The 19,559-nt window shown below is 43.8% G+C and carries 12 protein-coding genes; 1 reads left to right on the top strand and 11 read right to left on the bottom strand.

From position 1 onward, the window contains the following. Positions 1 to 18: 18 nt before the first annotated feature. The 4 genes from ppsA to ACFQ0C_RS16180 form a co-directional block, all read right to left on the bottom strand. Positions 19 to 2,628: a phosphoenolpyruvate synthase gene (gene ppsA / locus ACFQ0C_RS16195; RefSeq protein ID WP_379368111.1), complete on the bottom strand. Its 2,610-nt coding sequence runs from the start codon at positions 2,626 to 2,628 to the stop codon at positions 19 to 21. 361 nt (positions 2,629 to 2,989) lie between these two features. Then, positions 2,990 to 3,655: an NAD-dependent epimerase/dehydratase family protein gene (locus ACFQ0C_RS16190; protein ID WP_379368110.1), complete on the bottom strand. Its 666-nt coding sequence runs from the start codon at positions 3,653 to 3,655 to the stop codon at positions 2,990 to 2,992. Between the two features lie 467 nt (positions 3,656 to 4,122). Next, positions 4,123 to 5,121: an aldo/keto reductase gene (locus ACFQ0C_RS16185; protein WP_379368109.1), complete on the bottom strand. Its 999-nt coding sequence runs from the start codon at positions 5,119 to 5,121 to the stop codon at positions 4,123 to 4,125. A gap of 58 nt (positions 5,122 to 5,179) precedes the next feature. After that, positions 5,180 to 6,166: an SDR family NAD(P)-dependent oxidoreductase gene (locus ACFQ0C_RS16180; RefSeq protein WP_379368108.1), complete on the bottom strand. Its 987-nt coding sequence runs from the start codon at positions 6,164 to 6,166 to the stop codon at positions 5,180 to 5,182. Positions 6,167 to 6,268: 102 nt separating this feature from the next. Here ACFQ0C_RS16180 and ACFQ0C_RS16175 point away from each other — a divergent pair, with 102 nt between their 5' ends. Beyond that, a complete protein-coding gene (locus tag ACFQ0C_RS16175; RefSeq protein ID WP_379368107.1) occupies positions 6,269 to 6,820 on the top strand; it encodes a TetR/AcrR family transcriptional regulator in 552 nt (183 codons plus the stop codon). Positions 6,821 to 7,054: 234 nt separating this feature from the next. Here the strand turns inward: ACFQ0C_RS16175 and ACFQ0C_RS16170 are convergent, their stop codons facing one another. From ACFQ0C_RS16170 to ACFQ0C_RS16140, 7 genes are all read right to left on the bottom strand, one after another. After that, a complete protein-coding gene (locus tag ACFQ0C_RS16170; RefSeq protein WP_379368106.1) occupies positions 7,055 to 8,086 on the bottom strand; it encodes a hypothetical protein in 1,032 nt (343 codons plus the stop codon). Next, positions 8,079 to 8,582 (bottom strand): RNA polymerase sigma factor, encoded by a 504-nt coding sequence (locus ACFQ0C_RS16165; protein WP_379368105.1) that lies wholly within the window; start codon positions 8,580 to 8,582, stop codon positions 8,079 to 8,081. Before ACFQ0C_RS16165 ends, ACFQ0C_RS16170 begins: the two co-directional genes overlap by 8 nt. A gap of 139 nt (positions 8,583 to 8,721) precedes the next feature. Next, positions 8,722 to 9,282 carry a GNAT family N-acetyltransferase gene (locus ACFQ0C_RS16160; RefSeq protein WP_379368104.1) on the bottom strand — a complete coding sequence of 187 codons (561 nt, stop codon included), beginning with the start codon at positions 9,280 to 9,282 and terminating at the stop codon, positions 8,722 to 8,724. 91 nt (positions 9,283 to 9,373) lie between these two features. Beyond that, positions 9,374 to 9,886 carry a GNAT family N-acetyltransferase gene (locus ACFQ0C_RS16155; protein ID WP_379368103.1) on the bottom strand — a complete coding sequence of 171 codons (513 nt, stop codon included), beginning with the start codon at positions 9,884 to 9,886 and terminating at the stop codon, positions 9,374 to 9,376. 1,208 nt (positions 9,887 to 11,094) lie between these two features. Next, the gene (locus ACFQ0C_RS16150) at positions 11,095 to 13,191 is read right to left on the bottom strand and encodes a dockerin type I domain-containing protein (protein WP_379368102.1); all 2,097 of its coding nucleotides are present in this window, start codon (positions 13,189 to 13,191) and stop codon (positions 11,095 to 11,097) included. A gap of 26 nt (positions 13,192 to 13,217) precedes the next feature. Next, positions 13,218 to 15,011, bottom strand: coding sequence for an S-layer homology domain-containing protein (locus tag ACFQ0C_RS16145; RefSeq protein WP_379368101.1), 1,794 nt, complete (start codon positions 15,009 to 15,011; stop codon positions 13,218 to 13,220). 66 nt (positions 15,012 to 15,077) lie between these two features. Then, the gene (locus ACFQ0C_RS16140; RefSeq protein WP_379368100.1) at positions 15,078 to 19,394 is read right to left on the bottom strand and encodes a fibronectin type III domain-containing protein; all 4,317 of its coding nucleotides are present in this window, start codon (positions 19,392 to 19,394) and stop codon (positions 15,078 to 15,080) included. Positions 19,395 to 19,559: the final 165 nt, after the last annotated feature.

Here is a 19,559-nt window from a genome sequence, read left to right as displayed (position 1 = left end):
GCTTCACCGACGGTACCATTACAATATTTCGATATACCCTTCAGTTCCATGCACGCGAATTCGTTGCCCATCTTTTATCAGCTTGGTAGCATTTTCAACTCCGACAACTGCTGGCAAACCATATTCACGAGCGATAACGGCTCCATGGGTCATCAGTCCGCCAACTTCGGTGACCAAGCCTTTAATGGATACAAACAATGATGTCCAGCCAGGGTCAGTAAAGGCGGTGACTAATATATCTCCATCTTCCAGATCAGCATCTTCCATGTTTAAGATGACACGTGCTCTTCCTTCTATAACTCCGGAAGAAACAGGCAGTCCTACAATGGCTTCGGCTGGGATATTTTCTCGTTTGTACTCACCCACAATGATTTCACCATCAGACGTGATTACACGTGGAGGAGTTAGTTTTTCGTAAAATTTGTAATCGTCTTTTCGATTACTGATGATCTGATAATCCAGTTTATTTGTGCGCACGACTTCGTGAAGTTCTTCAAAAGTAAGATAGTATATATCTTCTTTTTCATGAATAACGCTAGCTTGTACGAGTTGTTCGGCTTCTTTCAGTAAAGCCTGCTTATAAACGAAGTAGCGATTAATCATGCCGTATTTTGGATATTCACGATAACCGATGAAATTCCGGATTAAGCTGATCACTCGTTTTGTCTCTTCAGCTTTTTGTTCACCATCCGGTATTTGCTTCAATCGACCTAATAACTCTTGTTCTTTTTCTAAAGCTTCCTGTCGCCCTTGCTCGAATTTCCGATTGCCAGCATTAGGCTCAAAGTTTTTGATATTACTGAGAATCATAGGGACAAGTGTAATTGGTTTTTCACTCCAACGAGTTCTCGAAATATCAATTTCACCGGCACATCGCATTCCGTATTTGTTGAGATAAGCATAGATAGCGTCTTGGGTTTCCTGTCCACCATCAAACTTAACCAGTTCATCCAAAAAATTATCATCTTTTACCTGTTGTAAATAATCAATTACTTCCGGATAAGGACGGATTACATCTGCGACATCCAATAGCGCCAGACCCATTTCCGAAGTAATGTTGTTTGGTACAGATTGAGAAAGCGTATCTGCTGCGTTTTTTTCACCTAACCACTCATACATTTTTTCATTGATCCATGACGAAGCATTCATAGCAGTCATAAAAACCTTTGTACTTTGTGGGTCAAATAAAATCTTCTTTAATTCCTGGAGATCCTCCAGAATAAAATCAAATAAATCTGCTCCCGATTTCGTTCGGATGTTTTGTTTTAATTCTTCTATCGAGGTTTGACTGTTCTTAATCAAATCAGAAACGATTGACGGATCGTCTTCGATTTGTGCTTGAAAACCTGCAGACGACCTACCTTTACTGCTATTAACGGGACTCAGTTCTTTTCTATCATCTGATAACGATTTTATAAAATCTTGCTCAATTAGGGTCATGAGTGCGCCTTTTATGAGCGGATCGGATTCCAGGGTATTTAATAAAGCTTCCCGTCCGGCAGGTGTAGCCAGCCTAGGTGCAACATCAACAAACAACCTCCCACCGGCTTTACGCATGGGTGCAGGAGTAATTAACAGGTAAAAAGACAATCCCAATGGTTTTATGGGATCTGTCATCATTTGTTGATGACCAACAGATAGATAGACGTGATTTTCTTGATCATTCGCTTCAGGGATCGGGTATAAAGTCGTGATTGGCCGACTCTGGACAATATAAAATGTATCATCAACCAAACACCATTCGATATCTTGTGGGCAACCGAAATAAGCCTCGATCTGTCTTCCGATGCGTGCCAGTTGCAAAATTTGTTGTTCAGTAAGCGTTTGAGTCTTTTGCTGATCAGGATCGATCCGCTTTGTTTCTATTCCGCCTTCTTTTCGTCCGTAGATAGCTATTTTTTTGGTTGCTATCCTCTTATCGACAATTTCCCCTTCCTGTACTTTATAACAATCGGCAGATACCAAGCCAGAGACCAGCGCTTCTCCAAGACCAAAACTGGCATCGATTGATAGCAGCTTTCGGTTGGAAGTAATCGGATCAGCGGTAAATAAAATCCCCGAAGCCTGTGGGAAAACCATCCTTTGAACGATAACGGATAAGTAAACTTGACTGTGATCAAATCCATTGTGCATACGGTAGATTACCGCGCGATCCGTAAACAGGGAAGCCCAACATTTGCTGATATGCTGCAAGATCGCATCTTTGCCAATGATATTTAAATAGGTGTCTTGTTGACCCGCAAATGAGGCATGCGGCAAATCTTCAGCAGTCGCACTAGAACGCACTGCATAAGCATGTTCATCACCGAACTGGGAGAGATAGTGGGTAACTGCTTTCACAACATCGGAAGGAATTTCTACTTCCATAATGATTTGTCGAATCTTCCTGCTGATTTCACCAATTTGATCTCGATCTTCTACTTTTAGCATTGTTAGTCGATCCAACAAAGCTTGATACGTTTCGATTTGTTCGATGGCTTTTTGATATCCCACTGTTGTGACACAAAATCCTTCTGGTACTTGTATTCCATCAATTTTTGATAATTCCCCTAAATTCAATCCTTTTCCGCCAACGAGCAAAAGCTGCGTTTTTTCCATTTCCTGAAAACCGAGAACCAAAGAACTCATTCAAAATCTCTCCTAACCCTTAAATTTAGAAAAAACATTTGACAAGAGTTTTACCGACATGGTACACTTAAAGTGTAAGATACAATAACTATGTCCATGGAATTTTCGAAAGTCGTAACCTGATTATATCATCGTGTCTGTTTATATGCAATATAAAAGAACCTGATAAAACTACCCAGGTTCTTTTTTGATTTCCCACTATCCTTAGTCCACATTAAAAACCATGGTTCGAACCGAACACCCTCACTGCATAGTTCCCTAGCGACCTTATGCAGCTTAAGGAATTCCTGATTCAAAGCTGAGTCTCCCCGTTTCGAAAGAATATTTCGCCTTTTTCACTTCTCAGAAGTATATCATATTACTAATTCCGCATACTTATTTTTTTAAGCTGGTTGCTTTCAATAATAGGATTAGAATAACCGTTTCTTGCTACCTCAATCATGGCTTTTCCCAATTGTTCAGATGTAATGACACTATTCAATTTCAATAGTGATAAATTCAAAGGCTTCATAATATCATAAAAAAATTGGTATAATTTTGATTTTGATTTCACACCATACAATGGAATGATGACACCTGGACGAAACATATAGGCCGCCTTTAATGGAAGATGCAATAAAGCATTCTCGGTTTTTCCCTTTACTCTTGCCCACATAGAGCGCCCTTCTTCGGTACTGTCTGTCCCACTTCCTGAAACATAAATAAACGTGATTTGAGGATTCAATTTTGCTAAAGTTTTGGCAACTGATAGCGTGATATCATACGTTATTCTTGTATATTCCTCCTCCTTCTTACCCATAGAAGATACTCCAAGGCAGAAAAAGCAAGCATCAAATCCAGTTATTTTATTTTCTATTGAAGATAAATCAGTAAAATTATTAAGCACAATTTCATTTAGTTTTTTATGCTGCTGACCTGTACGATTCCGACCAATCGTAAGAATTTCCTGAACTTTTTCATCCAATAAACATTCCCGCAATGCACTTTGACCAACCATACCAGTTGCCCCAACTATAATAACCTTCATTTCAGCTCTCCCTTCTTGTAAGAACAGCCTTTTTTCCTCTACGCTAAGGTATTTCGGCTTTTCTACTTTAACTCCTAGCAAGCTGACTCGACAGTCAACCGTCACCGCCTAATCAACCACTGCGGATTCGTCAGGAGCGCCGCTCCCACGCGAGTTGGGCATGTATCGGTCTACGTTATTTCGACCTAAGATTGGTGATTGGTCTTGTACACATCCGCCATTCCCTTTCAACTGATGTTTTCATCGTAGTCGGTATTCGTGATCACGTCCAGCCAACCTTGAATTTCTTTCTGAAAAGCGTCGGTTTTTGCCTGGTATGCTGCCAGCGTATCATTCCCTAGTGGCAAATGAAAGGAATCTATTGCAACAGCTGGACTCACGCTTATCCAGGGCATTGATTCATTCGTGTAGCGAAGGGATTACCTCGTACTCCTGTCTTGTATTGAAGCCAGAGACAGGCTAATCGATCAATGGTTGAGTTGTGACATAAGGCCTTCGGAATAGCGGTTACCCGATGCAACCCCGATGGGGGCGACTTCGTCAAGCCTGGCCAAATCTTCCTTCGACAGTACGATATCCGCCGCAGCGACATTCTCTTCCAGATACGCAATCCGTCGGGTACCGGGTATAGGGACACCACCCTGTGCGATGGTCCAAGCCAACGCCAATTGAGAGGGCGTAACTCCCTTCTCTTTAGCGATGAGGCTGATCGCCTCGACGATACGCATGTTGGTCTCTAAGTTCTTTCCGCTTAGCCGAGGGTCATAGTTACGGAAGTCGGTAGGGTCGAGCTGGTCGACCTTATACTGACCGGTCAGGAACCCTCGTCCTAGCGGCGAGTAAGGAACAAAGCCAATGCCTAATTCGCGCACCGTCTCAAACACGCCGTTTGACTCGACACCGCGCTCGAACAGAGAGAATTCGGTCTGGACGGCAGTGATAGGGTGCACAGCGTGAGCACGGCGGATTGTGCTGGCTGATGCCTCGGACAGACCGATGTGGCCAATCTTACCGTCAGTGACCAGTTTGCTCATTGCTGTGATTGTTTTCTCAATCGGTACCTTTGGATCGATGCGATGAAGATATACGAGATCGATGTACTCCGTCTTCAAGCGCCGTAGTGACCCTTCGATTGCCCTGATGATGTTCTCTGGACTACCATCCACGACAACGGTGCCGTCGACGACTTTGGGCTTGCCGTCATCAGTGAAACCAATTCCGACCTTTGTCGCGATGATTACACGATCACGAATGCTTGCGAAGGCGCGTCCAAGCAGTTCCTCGTTGTGTAAAGGCCCATAAATCTCCGCTGTGTCGAAAAACGTGATACCGAGTTCGATTGCACGACGAAGCGTAGCCAAACTCTCCTCGTCATTACTTGGGCCATAAGTCGTACTCATTCCCATGCAGCCCAAACCTTCTACACTCACTTTTAAACCCTGTGTTCCCAATTCGACTTTTTTCATTTCTATTCTCCCTCCATCTCACCAAGATAATCATTATTTTATTCTATTCCCACAAGAGTCAATCCTGACTCCGAGGAATAGTTCCATGAGGAATGTGCAAAAGATCCTCACTGATCGTCCAAAGCTTTTCGGCCGACACCGAATCAATCGCCCACGAACGGACTCCACGGTGCAGTTGGCTGTCTGCCGATACGACCTTCGCGATATCGCCGTCTTCGCAATAGACGCCTCCCATGCCGTTCAGCATCGGACTGACTGCGCACCATACGGATGTAGCGGAGCCTTGCTCGGCGGTTCTGAAACCTCCGGAAGTCGCATAGGTTCCGTCTTCGTTCCGTTTTACACCCCAACCAGCTAAATCATCATCACTCAAGTGTCGGGCCAAGCCCGACATGATGGCGCCGGGATGAACCGCAAAAGCGCGCACTCCGTGCTCTCGTCCTCGTTTATCAAGCTCGATGGCAAACAACGAGCACGCGGTCTTTGACTCGCCGTAGGAGACAACCTTGTCGTAAGGCCTCCGAGTGAAATGCAGATCGTCAAAATCAATCGGTCCAGTCATATGTCCGATCGACGAGAGAGAGATAACCCGAGCATCTCCAGATCGCTTCAGCGCTTCCCATAAACCTACCGTCAGTTGAAAATGCCCCAGGTGATTCGTCGAGAAATGGGTATCGAATCCCCGCTCGTCTTTAATCATCGGAGGGAAGCAGACGCCGGCGTTCAAAAATAAAAGGTCGAGCGCACGATTGGAACTTCGGTAGATGGCGGCAAACTCGTCAATCGAGGAGAGATTCGCAAGATCGAGCCGGATCACCTCGACATTTTTCAGTGATGCGAGCATTTCTTGCGCTTTATCAACATCACGGGCTCCGACAATGACGGTTGCGCCGGCTGCGGCAAGTGCGCGCGTTGTTTCCAGCCCGATCCCTCCATGTCCGCCGGTGACGATTGCCACCTTTCCACTGAGATCTTGTCCAGCCAACACCTCTTGTGCCGTCGTTTCAGGTCCGAATCCCGTCTGTAACGGTTTTTGTTTGGTCATATGTTGTTTGCTCCTTAATATGAATTAGACATTTATCATATTTTGTTTATATGTCTATACTATACGAGTGGACAAAGTTTGTAAAGTGTATAAAATGGAGATATGGACAATAAAAAGAAACTGGATATTGTTGAAACAGCGCTAAAGGTATTCTTCAAGTACGGTTACAAGCGGGTATCGATGAACGAAATTGCGGAGTCCGCGGGCATCTCGCGCGCAGGTCTCTATTTATACTTTAAGAGTAAGGAGGAAATTTTTAACGCCACTATTGTTCACCACGGCGACATCCTCATAGAGGAGATTAAGAAAGGGTTGTTGTCCCATAAAACAACGGAAGATAAAATTTTATATGCCCTTGAAGTATGGACAATCCGTAATTTCGACGATTCGTTACACTCGCCGGAATATAAGGAAATAACGGACAGCTCCTACCAGTTTGCCCGGGAGGCGCTCGACACGAGCTATGGTAAATTGGAATCCTTGCTGGCCGACTTACTGGAAATGCACCCTACTGCCGCAAGCGATGTTCCTCCAGTGAGATTGGCCCATCTGGTAACAGGCGCATTGCGGGGATTTAAAACTGTTGCCAAAACCTCGGACGAGCTTCGCCATATGATTCAGGACTTGCTCCAAATCGTCACTGCTGGCCAATAGGGATCCACATCATTAAAGCCGCGCAGCTACCGAAAGTTTATCTATTTCAATAAATTTGGGAGAAAAAAGAATAACGGCTCTGTCGCTTTTGATGCGAGCAGAGCCGTTTTTATCATTGTTCCACGGAATCGTAATAGGCTGACGCGACTGAAAATGAGAGAGTTTCAGACTTGTCAGTTAAATATATTCGAAGAAAATACTTATCCCCACTTGCTTGCTACATTAGATTTTACTCTAATGACCTATAATCGGGATTTCTTTGTCAAAGAAAACGATAGATGCGATTTCCTTATCATTTATTACATTTCCAAACGTTTTAATTGTAATCAGTTGGTTACTTAATAAATCGCTTAGTGCCAATCCGGTAAAAATGCTGGTCGTTTCTGAGGTACCATCTTTATAGTTTATCGTGATAGGGAAGTTATCCAAATATTCGTTTACGCCAATTTCCTTTAATCCTCCGGCAGCATGGTTAATCTCCTTCAATGATTCACTATCAATCTTCAAAGTAATTGAAATTGGTGAAACGAAGATCGTTTTTAATATTGCTTTGTAACCAAATAGCGTTATGTTTTGATCGATCTGATAAAGGTTGGAGTACTCCTTGAAATCTAGCTTAATAGCAGCTTCCCAAGAACCTGGAATGACAGTTTCAAAATTGCTGGGAAACGGATCTGCAGCTTGTAAATCATAGAGTTTCAAATCAACGGTTTGACCCACTAAGGAACTGTCGGTCATTATATTCATGACCAAGCTAATTTTATTGTCATTAGGATTACCATCGTCGAGCACCTCAAATCCTGTACTATGAAAGCTTTGATTTGTTGTAATCGAGGAATAAAAACGGTATCGAGCCGCATTCAGAACAGTGCCTTCTGGAGCAGTAAAGTCCATTAAAATATAGGTTAGATTGCTGTCGCCGATCACTTGCTTTATGGTAAGCGATCCATACTCATTTTTCACTGTTTTGTTCACTACATAAGCGCCATTGGACAAATATTCCGCCTGCTCATTATTTGCCGGTTTAAGAAATTTTATAAAAGCTGCATCTAATCCCATATATGCCGCTGCAAAAGCCGTTGTCATTAAACAAACCATCAGCACGGCAGCCAGTACGGCATATCTTACAAGTTTCACAGTAACAAGTCTTCTTTGCCCTTTATGTTCAACCTGGCTTTGCATTACAATGTTGTGAAACATTTTTTCTTTTTGTTCGGTTCTTGGAGAAAGAGCTTCAAAAATCTGATTAATATTTTTGTTACTCAATATAATTCCCTCCCAAATCTATCTTGAGGCGTTTGCGGCCTCTGAATAGTTGCGTTTGGATTGTGCTTTCTTTGTGTCCTAACATCTCAGCAATTTCTTTTACCGTATATTCCTCGAAATAGTATAAATATAAAACTGTTTTGTATTTTTCGGGAAGTGAAAGCAGTTTTGCAAGCACCTTGCCGGATGGCTCAATACCATTCCAAGAAACAATTTCCGGCAAAGCGTCTAAAGCCACTCGACGGGTTGTCCACCAATTTTTAAGAATATCTTTACAGTAATTTCGCGTAGTTACCATCAGCCATGCTTTTTCATGCTCGTGGTCATTGAAAACCACTGGGGATTTAATAAGTTTTAGAAATACAGATTGAACAGCGTCTTCAACATCAACGGGATTTTTCAAGTATATAAAGCAAAGTCTGTAAACTAGATCTGCACGCCGTTGATATAGTTCGGCCAATTCTTTATCCGTACGCAATAAAGAATTGTATTCCATTTTTTCGCCTCCTACATTCAACACGATTGATGATTCTAAAATATCTCATTACATGGTTTTTATTTTTTGATTTTCATGCAAAAGAGGAGCCGCTCAAAGCAAGCCCCTCCATTATTGTTCTCCGCTAGAGCTTGATGACTCAAAGATCCTCAAACCGGCTTCCATGTATTGTTTCGAACTCAGACTTAGTCATACCAAAGTGCATCTCATCATAATACGCCCCATTAGTGTAAACCATATTTCTTAGTTGCCCTTCTTTAACAAAACCCAATTTCTCATGTAATGTAAGTGACGCTTTGTTGAAAGAGTAAACATGAGGCGTTACTTTTTGATAATTCAATTCATAAAAATAAAATCTTAGAACTAGGATGATCATTTCTTTTGCATATCCTTTAGAGCGATGTATGGGTGCGACCACTAGTCCGTATTTAAATGTTCCATTTCTTCTGTTACATTCAAAAGTATCAATAGTGCCAATCAATTCGCCTTGTAGATTTTCTGCAATAAAGCGGAAAGAGTCATCATTTCTTGGCTTTAGTTCGTTGTTCAACCATTCAACTCCTCTTTCCTCGGACTGCGGCCAATAAATTGCATCAACATTCCTAGAAACTTCATCGTCAAATGATCGAAATAAAGAAATGTCGGCAGTTTGTATCGCTCTTAAACTAAGAGAGGGACCATTCCAATAATTTAGTGCCATAATCCTAATACCTCATCTCATGGTTTTAGCTGATTCTGTAAATTGTATTGTCAGCACATATTCTCTATTCTTATCCGACTAACCTACGCGTCTAGCTCAACAACTCTTCCCTTTTGTATTCGTGTTTGAGCATAGACATCACTGAAAGTGATTCAAATTTCACTCCATTGAAGTAACTGTCCCGAAGTGTGCCTTCAAAAATAAAACCAACTGATTCATAAACATAGCGTGCCCGATGGTTAAAATCTTTCACATCCAACCATACACGATGAGTGTCGGTATTCTCGAAAGTCCACTTTACAATAAGCCTCATTGCTTCTTTTCCATATCCCTGACCTTTGATCTTGATAGCTATCCGTTTTACGCAAACAGCTTTGTTTGAATCTACGAGGCCAGTTAATATAGCATAGCCCATTGTGTCACCCTGTTTGTTCTCGATGATTAAATGAGCTACATCTGCATTGGTTAAAGTTTCTAGATGTTGTTCGAATGTCCATTGTCCAATGAATGGGGTATTATCTAAATCTGTCTCGGTTGCTAAGACAAAGGACAAATCTTTTACTTCTGTTTTACGTATTTCCAGCAGAGCAGATTGAATAACCAAAACTATTTCCCTCATTTCGTGATTTCCTATAATTAGAAGAGGCTACCGCTGATCTGCTCATTGTTCAATTGATATCTGTTAGCAGTTTTCTACCAATGATTTGCTAAAGCATAGCATAGCTTTTTAAAATGGCTAGTGTCTACCAATGATTCATCGATTTCCGTGTTATAAAATCCAGAAATTCCATGCAGAAGCAACAAAATAAAACAGACCAAGATATTTTGTTGAGTACATTTCAATACTAATCTACAAGGATTGTCGAGCATCGTTTCATAAAGAATTCGTCAAAAAGATTAAACTATCCTGCTCTTTAACTTAATTCTGACAGCCTAACGAGAGATTACCCCTCTGCAGTTTGGATTGGACGATCATGATTATTTACCTCTCACCAAAGAAGAAAGGGATCAGATCCTTTCCAATATATGGTACCCTTTAGAAACCAAGAGTAGTTTCTCATGATTTTTCTATGCGACAGGAAAATGGATAATGAATAGCGAATTTACTTCAGGCAATTTGGTTCTTAATAAATATAAAAACGCGGTCCCGTATTCATGGCCATACTCCCCATTGTTGTATTCCATATGTACCTTCAAAGCTAAAGCGGTGGCGTGTCTTCATCCCCTTTAGCGCTGCGAACTGCCAATCACTCGCTTAGAAGGAAGTGAGGTGCGCTATTTCATTGTTTTAACGTTAGTATTCGAGTGAAACGGAACTAGGATCACTTATTTGTTAAAAAACAGGGTATTTCGGTCTATTAGAGTCGGAATAGCGCTTCGTAGTTCCGCAACTTCATGAAATGGGATGAGTTTTCAAACAATAGAGCATTGACGTTCCGTTAATCAGCGGAATTCATGTTAGATGATCCAAGGACATAGCGTACGATGGATGGAAAATTTTCATCATGAATTGAAATAAGGGGTAAGCTTGTGCTCACCACTAAACATATACATCCATTTATTTTACCCACTTGCCATATAAGCGCAGGTCCTGCGACAAATGAACGAGAATAGGTGTTACTTCAGAAATGCCTGTATTTTCCCCAGCAGCCGATCCAGATCGACGGGCTTCGTATCGAAGTCATCGCATTCCGAACTGCTTCTTCACATTTAGTAATACGTCCTCGTCGTTCCAACGAGTAAGTACGAAGATATATAAAAATCCCTTTCAGCGACCGTTTGCCGTTCTGCTGAAAGGGATTTTTACATTGGCTATTCGATTTTATTTGCCACTAGCTGCAGATCAAGCTCGTTGATGACGTTATCTTTATTTACGTCCGCCGCTTTATGAGCTTCCCAGTTCGGACTGCTGGAAGTAAGGCCGAACAAGTGGGCTACAATACCAAGGTCGCCGATATCAACCTTCTGGTTACCGTCCACATCCTCAGGAATCGTTGTGTCTGGGAGCGTTTGCCCCGAGATTGTGATTGAAGCGCTGCCTTGTACGTTCGAACCGTCCTTCGCTCTGGCGACGACCTTCACCGTCCCGTTCTTGACAGCCTGCAGTAATCCACTGCCGTTGAACATTGCCTTGTCAGTCGCCGTAACTCCGTCAGCTTCAAAAACAAACCAGTCAACTGAAGCGTTCGTCGCATTGTTTGGCAGGACCGTTGCTTGAAGCTGCAAGGTTCCGCCGTCAGCAGAAATCGCTGTTCCACCTGTAACCGTAATCGAGCTGACCGGAGTACTGTTTGGAGTCCCCGAAGGCTCAGCGCTTATTGGAGTGGAATTGCCGCTTTCTCCATATGCATTACGAGATGTAATTACATAGTAATACGTTAAACCGTTGGTTACATTCGTATCTAAATAAGTAGCTGCATAGACACTGGAAGCTATCGTTGTATACGAGCCCCCGGATGACATAGCGCGTTTAACGCTGTAATACGTAGCATCGGTCACTGTGTTCCATGATAACGTTACCTGTCCGACTCCCGGAACCGCTGTCACTCCCGTCGGAGCGCTTGGAGGGGTAGCGATGGTTTGACCGGTGATGGTAACAGTCGTGCTGCCCTGTACATTCGAGTCGTCTTTCGCTCTTGCTACAACTCTTACGGTGCCGTTCTTGGATGCCTGCAGCAAACCGCTGCCTAAGATCGTCGCTTTGTCGGTTGCCGTTGTTCCGTCAAACTCATAAACATGCCAACTGACGGATGTATTCGTCGCATTGCTTGGCAGAACATTCGCCTGCATTTGCAGAGTGCCGCCCAAGGTCGATATGGTGCTGCCTCCCGAAGAGCTTACCGTGATGGAGCTCACGGGGACAACTGCCGCGTGAGGCATGGCACTCTTTTCACTTGAGTTCTCACTTTCCCCATTTGCATTTACAGCACTCACGGCGTAGTAGTAGGTCGTGCCATTACTTGTAGTTGTATCCACATGAGAGGTACCGGTAACGTTGGATACAAGCGTACTGTAAGGCCCCCCATGCCCTGTACTGCGCTTCACCGTATAGGAGGAAGCGTTTTGAACAGCCGACCAGGATAAGCTAACCTGATTATCCCCGGCTGTAGCCTGCAATCCGGTTGGAGCAGCGGGCGCTGTTTCCGGGTCCGGATTCGTGGTTGAAGACGCTGAATCGAAAATTGTCCCACTTGCATTGACAATCTTAACTTTGTCAAATTTAACTGTTGCATGTGTAATGGCTAAACCTACATTTAATGTTGCTGTAGTCATTGTGTTCGTATCTGTTTGTGTAGTATACGGACTATTGTATGTTACTCCATCCGCTGAGTAGGAAGCAGTGAAAGTAGTACCCAACTTTTGCAGCTTCATATATACCGGGGTTGATACACTGCTAACAGAACTACTACTGCTGTTATTAGCAGCAAAACGTCTGTAATATCCTAAACTTCCCGTATTTGGTGTCGAAATCGTAGGGAAATAACTAGCTGTAAACGACGCACTTGTATTGGATACACCGTTTTTAACCATCAAAGCAGCACGTGAATTTGAATTTATAACTGAATTATCTGGAGGTCCAGCTACCGAAACTAATCTTGCTGTTATAGTGAAATCGCCTTCAACCGGCATATACAAGAAATATACTGTATCTCCGTTTGCAGTTCCGCTTACACTTTGCTGTTTTCCGTCTACAGCTTCAATGTCGAATTGTCCGTTACTATAGCTTGACGCCTCTTGTTTCACTATTGTGTTGCCTGTAGACGTCCCATTCATCGTCGTCGCCGTCCAGCCGCTCGGCAGTGCGCCGGCAGCCTTTGCTGCGGGAGGAACCGCCAACTGCCACGATTGCAAAGCCATGATGATCGTGAGCAGCATAGCCATTGCTCTTTTATTGATAAAACCATTCATGATCAGCGTACCCCCTATGAGGTTGTTTAGTTAATAAACCCCGCGTATTGAAGCAGTCGTTTCAGTACAACAGCAGCCTCTGCGCGAGTCGCATTCGACGAAGGCTCGAACGTCTGCGATGTTTTACCATTCATAATGCCTGCTTCGATGGATTGGGAGATTGCTTCTTTCGCCCAACTGCTCATCGAGCTTCCATCTGTAAAGCTCTCAACACGTTTTACATTCGCGGCTTTAGGCTTGCCAGCCATTTTCATTGCGCGGCCAATCATTACAGCCATCTGCTCTCGGGTGATATTTGCGTTCGGAGCAAAGCTGCCGTTATCAAGTCCTTCCACAAGGCCGGCTTTCGCTGCCGCACCCACATATCCCGCATGCCAGTCAGTAGCGGCAACATCCTTAAATACCGTCGATTGATCCTGAGATAAACCTAGACCCTTCACTAGCAGTGTTGCAAATTCGGCTCTTGTAATTTCCCCTTGCGGAACGAACGATTGATCCATTCTGCCGTTGACGACAAGCTTGGAAGCAAGAAGCTCAACATCCGCCTTCGCCCAATGACCGTTCATATCGGCAAACGTTTTGATGTGTTCAATCACGGTATAAATACTATTGCCCGGACGTTTGATCGTCGCTACAGTTACACCGCCCACATTCTCAAATGTTGTCGGAACGAAAGTAAGCTCTCCTGTGGCCGGGTTAAACAGTACCCCTGTCGCTTTGCTGCTGTCGACTGCAGAAGTTAGTTCAATTGTACGGGTTATATAGGTACCGCCAAAATTATCAACTGAAATGGACGAACTGCCGCTCTCTACAAAAACATTGAACTTAACTGCGCCTCCGAGAAGTTTCACGCCGGATTGCTGTGCACCTGTAGATACTTGATCCGCATCCTTGCCTGAGACCTTCTCAATTTGCACAACGACCTTCAAATCTTTAACATCCGCGTTCATAGACTGAGCCAGCTTCGTGAAGTCAATAGCAGAAACAGGCAGATCATACGTTGAATTACCGTATTTGACCGATACAACCGTTTCCTTTGTTTGCTTCGATGCATCAGCCAAAGATGCTGCAGGCAGTTCTACTCGAGCTACAGGCTCATTACCTTTAACCTCGATTCCAATCCGAGTCGTGCCGCTAGCCAATTCAATCGCTTTAGTAAATGTCTCTGTGTTTACCGACACAACTACTGCTTCTTTGCCGTCCGTCGTTGTCGTTTTCACAGCCTCCAAGAATTTAATATCTGCACCGCTATTGTTCTTTTCTACAGTAGGCTGATTCGTTACCGTGCTCCCTCCCGAACGCGAGCTGCCTCCCGTATTCGAAGTGCCACTACCAGCATCGATCGATGTCGAAATCGTTCGAACTGTATCCCACTTGGACTCTTGCTGTTCGGAAGATACTGCTATTAGGTTAATCAGCTTTAATTCAGCAGAACCTGAGCTAAAGGGTATAAACGTAATTGTTGCAAGATCGGCATTCCCGCTTATTCCCGCTATCTTCCCCATCTTGGTATAAGCAAAAGTTATCTTGTTTCCGCTGGCTAAAGGGGTGATTGAAAATCCCGAGCCTGAGATAGACGATTTTGCTTCTTTAAAAGAAAGCTTGCTATTGTCATACTCAATAACCGCTTCATATCCATACAAATCCGCTAAGTTTTCGCCTTTCAAGGTAACCGTCATTTCCTCATTAACTCTTGATACCGATGTTGATACCGCTAACGAGTAAGCTGAATTGACTTCAGCTCGGGACACTTCCGGTCCTATAGACAGTGAAAGAAGCATGAACATAACGAAGCATGTAAACCATATTTTGCAATTCATTAATGTGCCTTCCTTTCTTAGAAAAACAGGGGGGAAGATCGCTTCCCCCACTGTTCTATTAACTGATTACGGGATAAGGTTAGCCAAATGCACAAGATCAACAATGTTAATGACGCCATCATTGTTAAAATCCAAATGCTTTATGTCATTCCATCCCGCTTGACCGGAGGTAAGTCCATAAGCTGCTGCAAGAATGGCAAGGTCTCCTACATTGACTACTTGATCGCCATTCAAATCGCCCGGTATCGTTTTAATTACCTTCTCTTTAAACGACTCCAGCGCCGCATTCAGTGTTGCTGCCGCTCCTTCTACCTGCTGCTGCGTCGAGGTTTCGTTCGCCAAAACAGCCTTCGCAGAATCGATTGCGGCCTGCAATGCAGCCTTTGATCCTTGAGGGTATTGGCCTATGTTCGTTCCTTCCACAGCGGAACTATGATATGTTTCAGCATTTGTAATTGCTGCCTGCAATGCAGTCAAATTCACTCCATTTGCTAGCTGAACATATACAGAGGCTGCTGAAGCCTGTGTAATATCTCCGCTGCTTCCTGCAAGCTTCACGTTTAGAGCCGTGATCGTTGCCGTTGCGCTTTGGGTAAGTAATTTTGCTTTCCAATTCAGTTGGATCAAAAGCTCATCCGTCGAAACAGCAGCTGTTTGGCCCAAACTTGCCACTATAAGACGAACTTGACCCGGCGTATCCTGCTTCACCTGAACAATGGATAATCCAGCCTTTAACGAATCCGCAGTTACAAACTCTAATTTGTCACTATCGTATTGGAACGTGATGTCTTGTGCAAAAATAGCGCTTGAAACGTTGCTCAAGCCGTACTTCGTATTAAAGGTTGTGCCGAATGCAATCGGCTGTACGCTAGGTAGCGATACACTCGGCGTGTTGCCGACAGGTGCCGCTGGCGTTGCACTTACTTGACCCGACGGCAAGCTTTCGCCATTCGCATTAACAGCTGTTACTACATAGAAGTAAGCGCTTCCGTTCGTTAAGCCTGAATCTACGTAAGATGTCAGCGTTACATTAGAAGCAATCGTTGAAAACGTACCGTTTTGGCTAGTGCTTCGCTTCACGGTATAAGACGTTGCACCTGAAGAGGCTGCCCAAGAAAGCGTAACCTTGGCATCGCCCGCTGAAGCAATGACGGAGCCTGGAGCGGATGGTGTCAGCGTTGGCGTTGGTTCAGTTGAATTGCCCCCTACAGATAAAAGTTGAGCTGTGTAAGCTTTTATTTTATTCATGAGTGCTGCATTAATGCTATACGATGCGTCATCGATCGAATTATTAAACTCCCAAGTAAAGTCTCCCTTATTTAGGCGTCCAGCTTTTGCCGTAACCATTTGTTCAACATTGCTTACGGCATCAATATTAGCTGCATTTACTCCCGTATCGATCAAGGTATCAAAGTTATTATAAGCTGTTCCACCTTTTAATGTTAGGTATGAACTTGGAACCGCTTCATTTCTTGTCGATGCCAGATATGCATCAAATGATGTTGCGTTAGCCGGAGCTGTTCCTGCATTGGAATTTGCGTAAATAAGATTTCCAGGATCAACAATAATATTATTGTAGGCTTTAATCATACCTCCAGTTTCACCGGAGAATGTGCCATTAGCAACACCATCTTTAATATCCGTACCTTGTAAAGAAATCATCATTGGATTTTTAGCATTTCTAAAATAATTGGATTCAACAAAGATGGAACTTCCTGTTGTAGCGCCAACGCCATATTTTGCGATTCCATCATAGAAGTTATTATATACATGAATAGTTCCCGTTCTTACACGTGGATGACGAGAGTCTGAATGATCAAACCAATTATGATGGAAGGTTACAAAAAATTCAGATGATTCACTCAAACCGACTAGTGAAGATTTTCCGGAATCCCAGTAGTGATTGTACGAGATTGTGATATACGTCGATGCGCCTTTAAGGTCAGTTGAACCGTCACCTTTTGCTTGGTCAGCATCTCCTCCTGCAGTTCCATAGAAAATATCATTATTATGCAGCCAAACATTAACATTACCTGTATCAAGCGAAATGCCATCGTCAGGGAATAACATCACGCCTAAGTTTCTTATTTCTACATTACCGGCATATCTAACCAGGAATCCCCATCCATACGCATAAGCATCTTCTCCGATGCCTTCAAGCGTAACATTCATTTCGTCATAATTTGATTTACCTTTTACTTCAAGATATCCACTGCTGTTAAGTTGTCCGCTCATGTCAGAAGCTGTAACTTTTCCAATGAATCGGAATGCAAGTGGCGTTTTATCATAGCCTTTTTGTCTTAGTTTTAAAATTTCACCTATACCAACGCCTTTTGTTACAGCACCTTTGCTGCTGGTTATTACATCAAGGGTAACTGTTTTTGCAGTCGCAGATGTTACATAAAGAACTTGAGCGCCATTCTTCAGTGTACCATCGTTATTATAAGCACCTGAACCCGTTTTAAATGGTGAGCTTGCTGAAAAAGCAAATCCAGATCTGTCATGCTTCGCTACGGATAGTATATCGGAAACAGCACTTGCTCTTGAACCATCTGGCAGTACCGCTTCAACTTTCATTACATAATCTCCAGCTGCAAGCCCTGTAGCGTCAGCTCTCCAATATGCAGCGTATCTGCGGATTAATTGAGTATCAATTTGTACATATTGTGAATCCGATGCACTTACAGGTTTAACGTATACATTATAGCCCTGAGCATTACTTACAGGCGCCCAATCCACATAGGCCGTTTCAAACCAGCTTCCATTCTTGGATAATGTAGGACTAAAAGCATCCAGCGGTACAGGAGCAACGGAGACAGCAGCTGAATTTACACTCTCACCGTCGATGTTGACAGCCGTTACAACGTAGTAATAAGTCGTACCATTAGTCAAGCCGGTATTCGTGTAGTTAGTCGCTGTCACGCCTGTAGCCACAGCCGTAAAGTTCTGGCCGTCCGTACTCCGCTTCACATTGTAGCTGGTCGCTCCGTTTACAGCGCTCCACGATACGTTTACCTTAGCGTCAGATGCAGTAGCTTTTACACCTGTAGGCGGCAGCGGCGGTGGCGATTGCACCGGTTTTGCCTGCACTTCTGTTACGTCTCCACTCGGACCTACTTCATTCACAGCGGAAACCGTAAAGTAATAAGTTGTATTGTTGGTTAAGCCTGTTACCGTGTGCGAGTTGGATGCAATGCCCGTTACAGAGGTGTAAGGACCTCCGCTGGTCGTTGCATATTTAACCGTGTAGCTTTGTGCTCCGGCTGCAGCATTCCAGTTCAATATAACCTGGCTGTTTTGCGCTGCGGCAGTCAGCCCCGTAGGCTTGGCTGGCGGTTGCGGCTTCAGCGGTGTAGCCGTAGCCTGCGAGGAGTCCGTACTCTCCAGACCGTTACTACTAGCGGACACCACAAAGTAATAGGTTGTGCCATTGTTTAACCCATTGTCCACATAAGAACCAGTTGTAATGCCGGACTGAACGTTCGTGTATGGGCCGCCATTTGTATTCGAACGCTTAACGGTATAGCTCATCCCATTTATTGCTGTCCAGGACAGATTAACTTTTGCATCACCTGCCACAGCCGTTAAGCCGGTCGGCGCAGCTGGACGGACGATTTTCGTAGATACTTTAATATTATCGTAGTACATGTTCGATGTTTGTTCAGTCGTTGTAAACCCCGACAACTGCGAAACTTCAGCCGCCGAATTTGCTTCCGTCTCAGATAATTCGAACTGGCCTGCTGTCACATACGCTCCAGAAGAGCCTGCCCGTGCGTACGCTTGGGCTTTTTTGGCATTGGTATCGATTTCAAGCTTAACCTGATACCAAACGTCCTTCTGATAGCCTGCAATAACCTTTTTGTTAGATTTGGCGCTGTACAAATATTGGGACAAGTTCGTCCCATTATCGCTGAGCCTCAATTCTATAAGCGCGTTACCGGCCTGATTCTCAACCCTCATTACCTTATAGCCATGGCTGTCCAAAGCGGTCTTCTCGACGCGCCAGTCGAAATCGACAGTTACAAGACCGGTAGCGGACGAAGGCAGCTTGCGGACAAACTTGGTGTCGCCCGTAGTAACAGCATCCTTCACCTGCAAAACTTTACCCGTCTTGTCATTGTTAACCGTCGGGTTTGCTATGCCGCTTGCATTAATAACTGCTATATCATTAGTAGGCGTTCCTGGATTAGGCGTAATTACATAGCCGTTGGCTTCCAGATCAGTACGACCTGTCATACTTTCATAGTCATCGTTAATGATATCGGTTATTACGTATTCATCGGCAGCTTGTACTGCCGGAACGAACAAAGGAATCCCCGACAATAGTAAATTTAAAACAAGCGCGAATGTGACAACCATACTTAATAGGCGTTTCCCGTTCATTGAGTCCTCCTGTAAGCTTTAGTTTAATTGCATGTGTGATTTACTTTTACTACATGCCACTTCCTTTGAAATCATTCTTCTGACGACTGATAATCATTCCCATGTCCCCCCATTCTTAACTTCATCGCCTTTGATTCATTGATTATATAAGCTCGTATTTATTAC

Origin of the sequence: Paenibacillus sp. GCM10027630 (genome assembly GCF_042676305.1) — a bacterium.
GTDB lineage: Bacteria > Bacillota > Bacilli > Paenibacillales > NBRC-103111 > Paenibacillus_S.
The sequence above is the reverse complement of the archived record's forward strand: the minus strand, read 5'-3'. Positions and strand labels throughout refer to the sequence as shown.

What these genes read in the sequence shown, in the direction of transcription:
- ACFQ0C_RS16140 (WP_379368100.1), bottom strand. Translation starts at nt 19,394, where the DNA reads ATGAACGGGAAACGCCTATTAAGTATGGTTGTCACATTCGCGCTTGTT.
- ACFQ0C_RS16160 (WP_379368104.1), bottom strand. Translation starts at nt 9,282, where the DNA reads ATGGCACTAAATTATTGGAATGGTCCCTCTCTTAGTTTAAGAGCGATA.
- ACFQ0C_RS16185 (WP_379368109.1), bottom strand. Translation starts at nt 5,121, where the DNA reads ATGAAAAAAGTCGAATTGGGAACACAGGGTTTAAAAGTGAGTGTAGAA.
- ppsA (WP_379368111.1), bottom strand. Translation starts at nt 2,628, where the DNA reads ATGAGTTCTTTGGTTCTCGGTTTTCAGGAAATGGAAAAAACGCAGCTT.
- ACFQ0C_RS16190 (WP_379368110.1), bottom strand. Translation starts at nt 3,655, where the DNA reads ATGAAGGTTATTATAGTTGGGGCAACTGGTATGGTTGGTCAAAGTGCA.
- ACFQ0C_RS16175 (WP_379368107.1), top strand. Translation starts at nt 6,269, where the DNA reads ATGGACAATAAAAAGAAACTGGATATTGTTGAAACAGCGCTAAAGGTA.
- ACFQ0C_RS16180 (WP_379368108.1), bottom strand. Translation starts at nt 6,166, where the DNA reads ATGACCAAACAAAAACCGTTACAGACGGGATTCGGACCTGAAACGACG.
- ACFQ0C_RS16165 (WP_379368105.1), bottom strand. Translation starts at nt 8,582, where the DNA reads ATGGAATACAATTCTTTATTGCGTACGGATAAAGAATTGGCCGAACTA.
- ACFQ0C_RS16150 (WP_379368102.1), bottom strand. Translation starts at nt 13,191, where the DNA reads ATGAATGGTTTTATCAATAAAAGAGCAATGGCTATGCTGCTCACGATC.
- ACFQ0C_RS16145 (WP_379368101.1), bottom strand. Translation starts at nt 15,011, where the DNA reads ATGAATTGCAAAATATGGTTTACATGCTTCGTTATGTTCATGCTTCTT.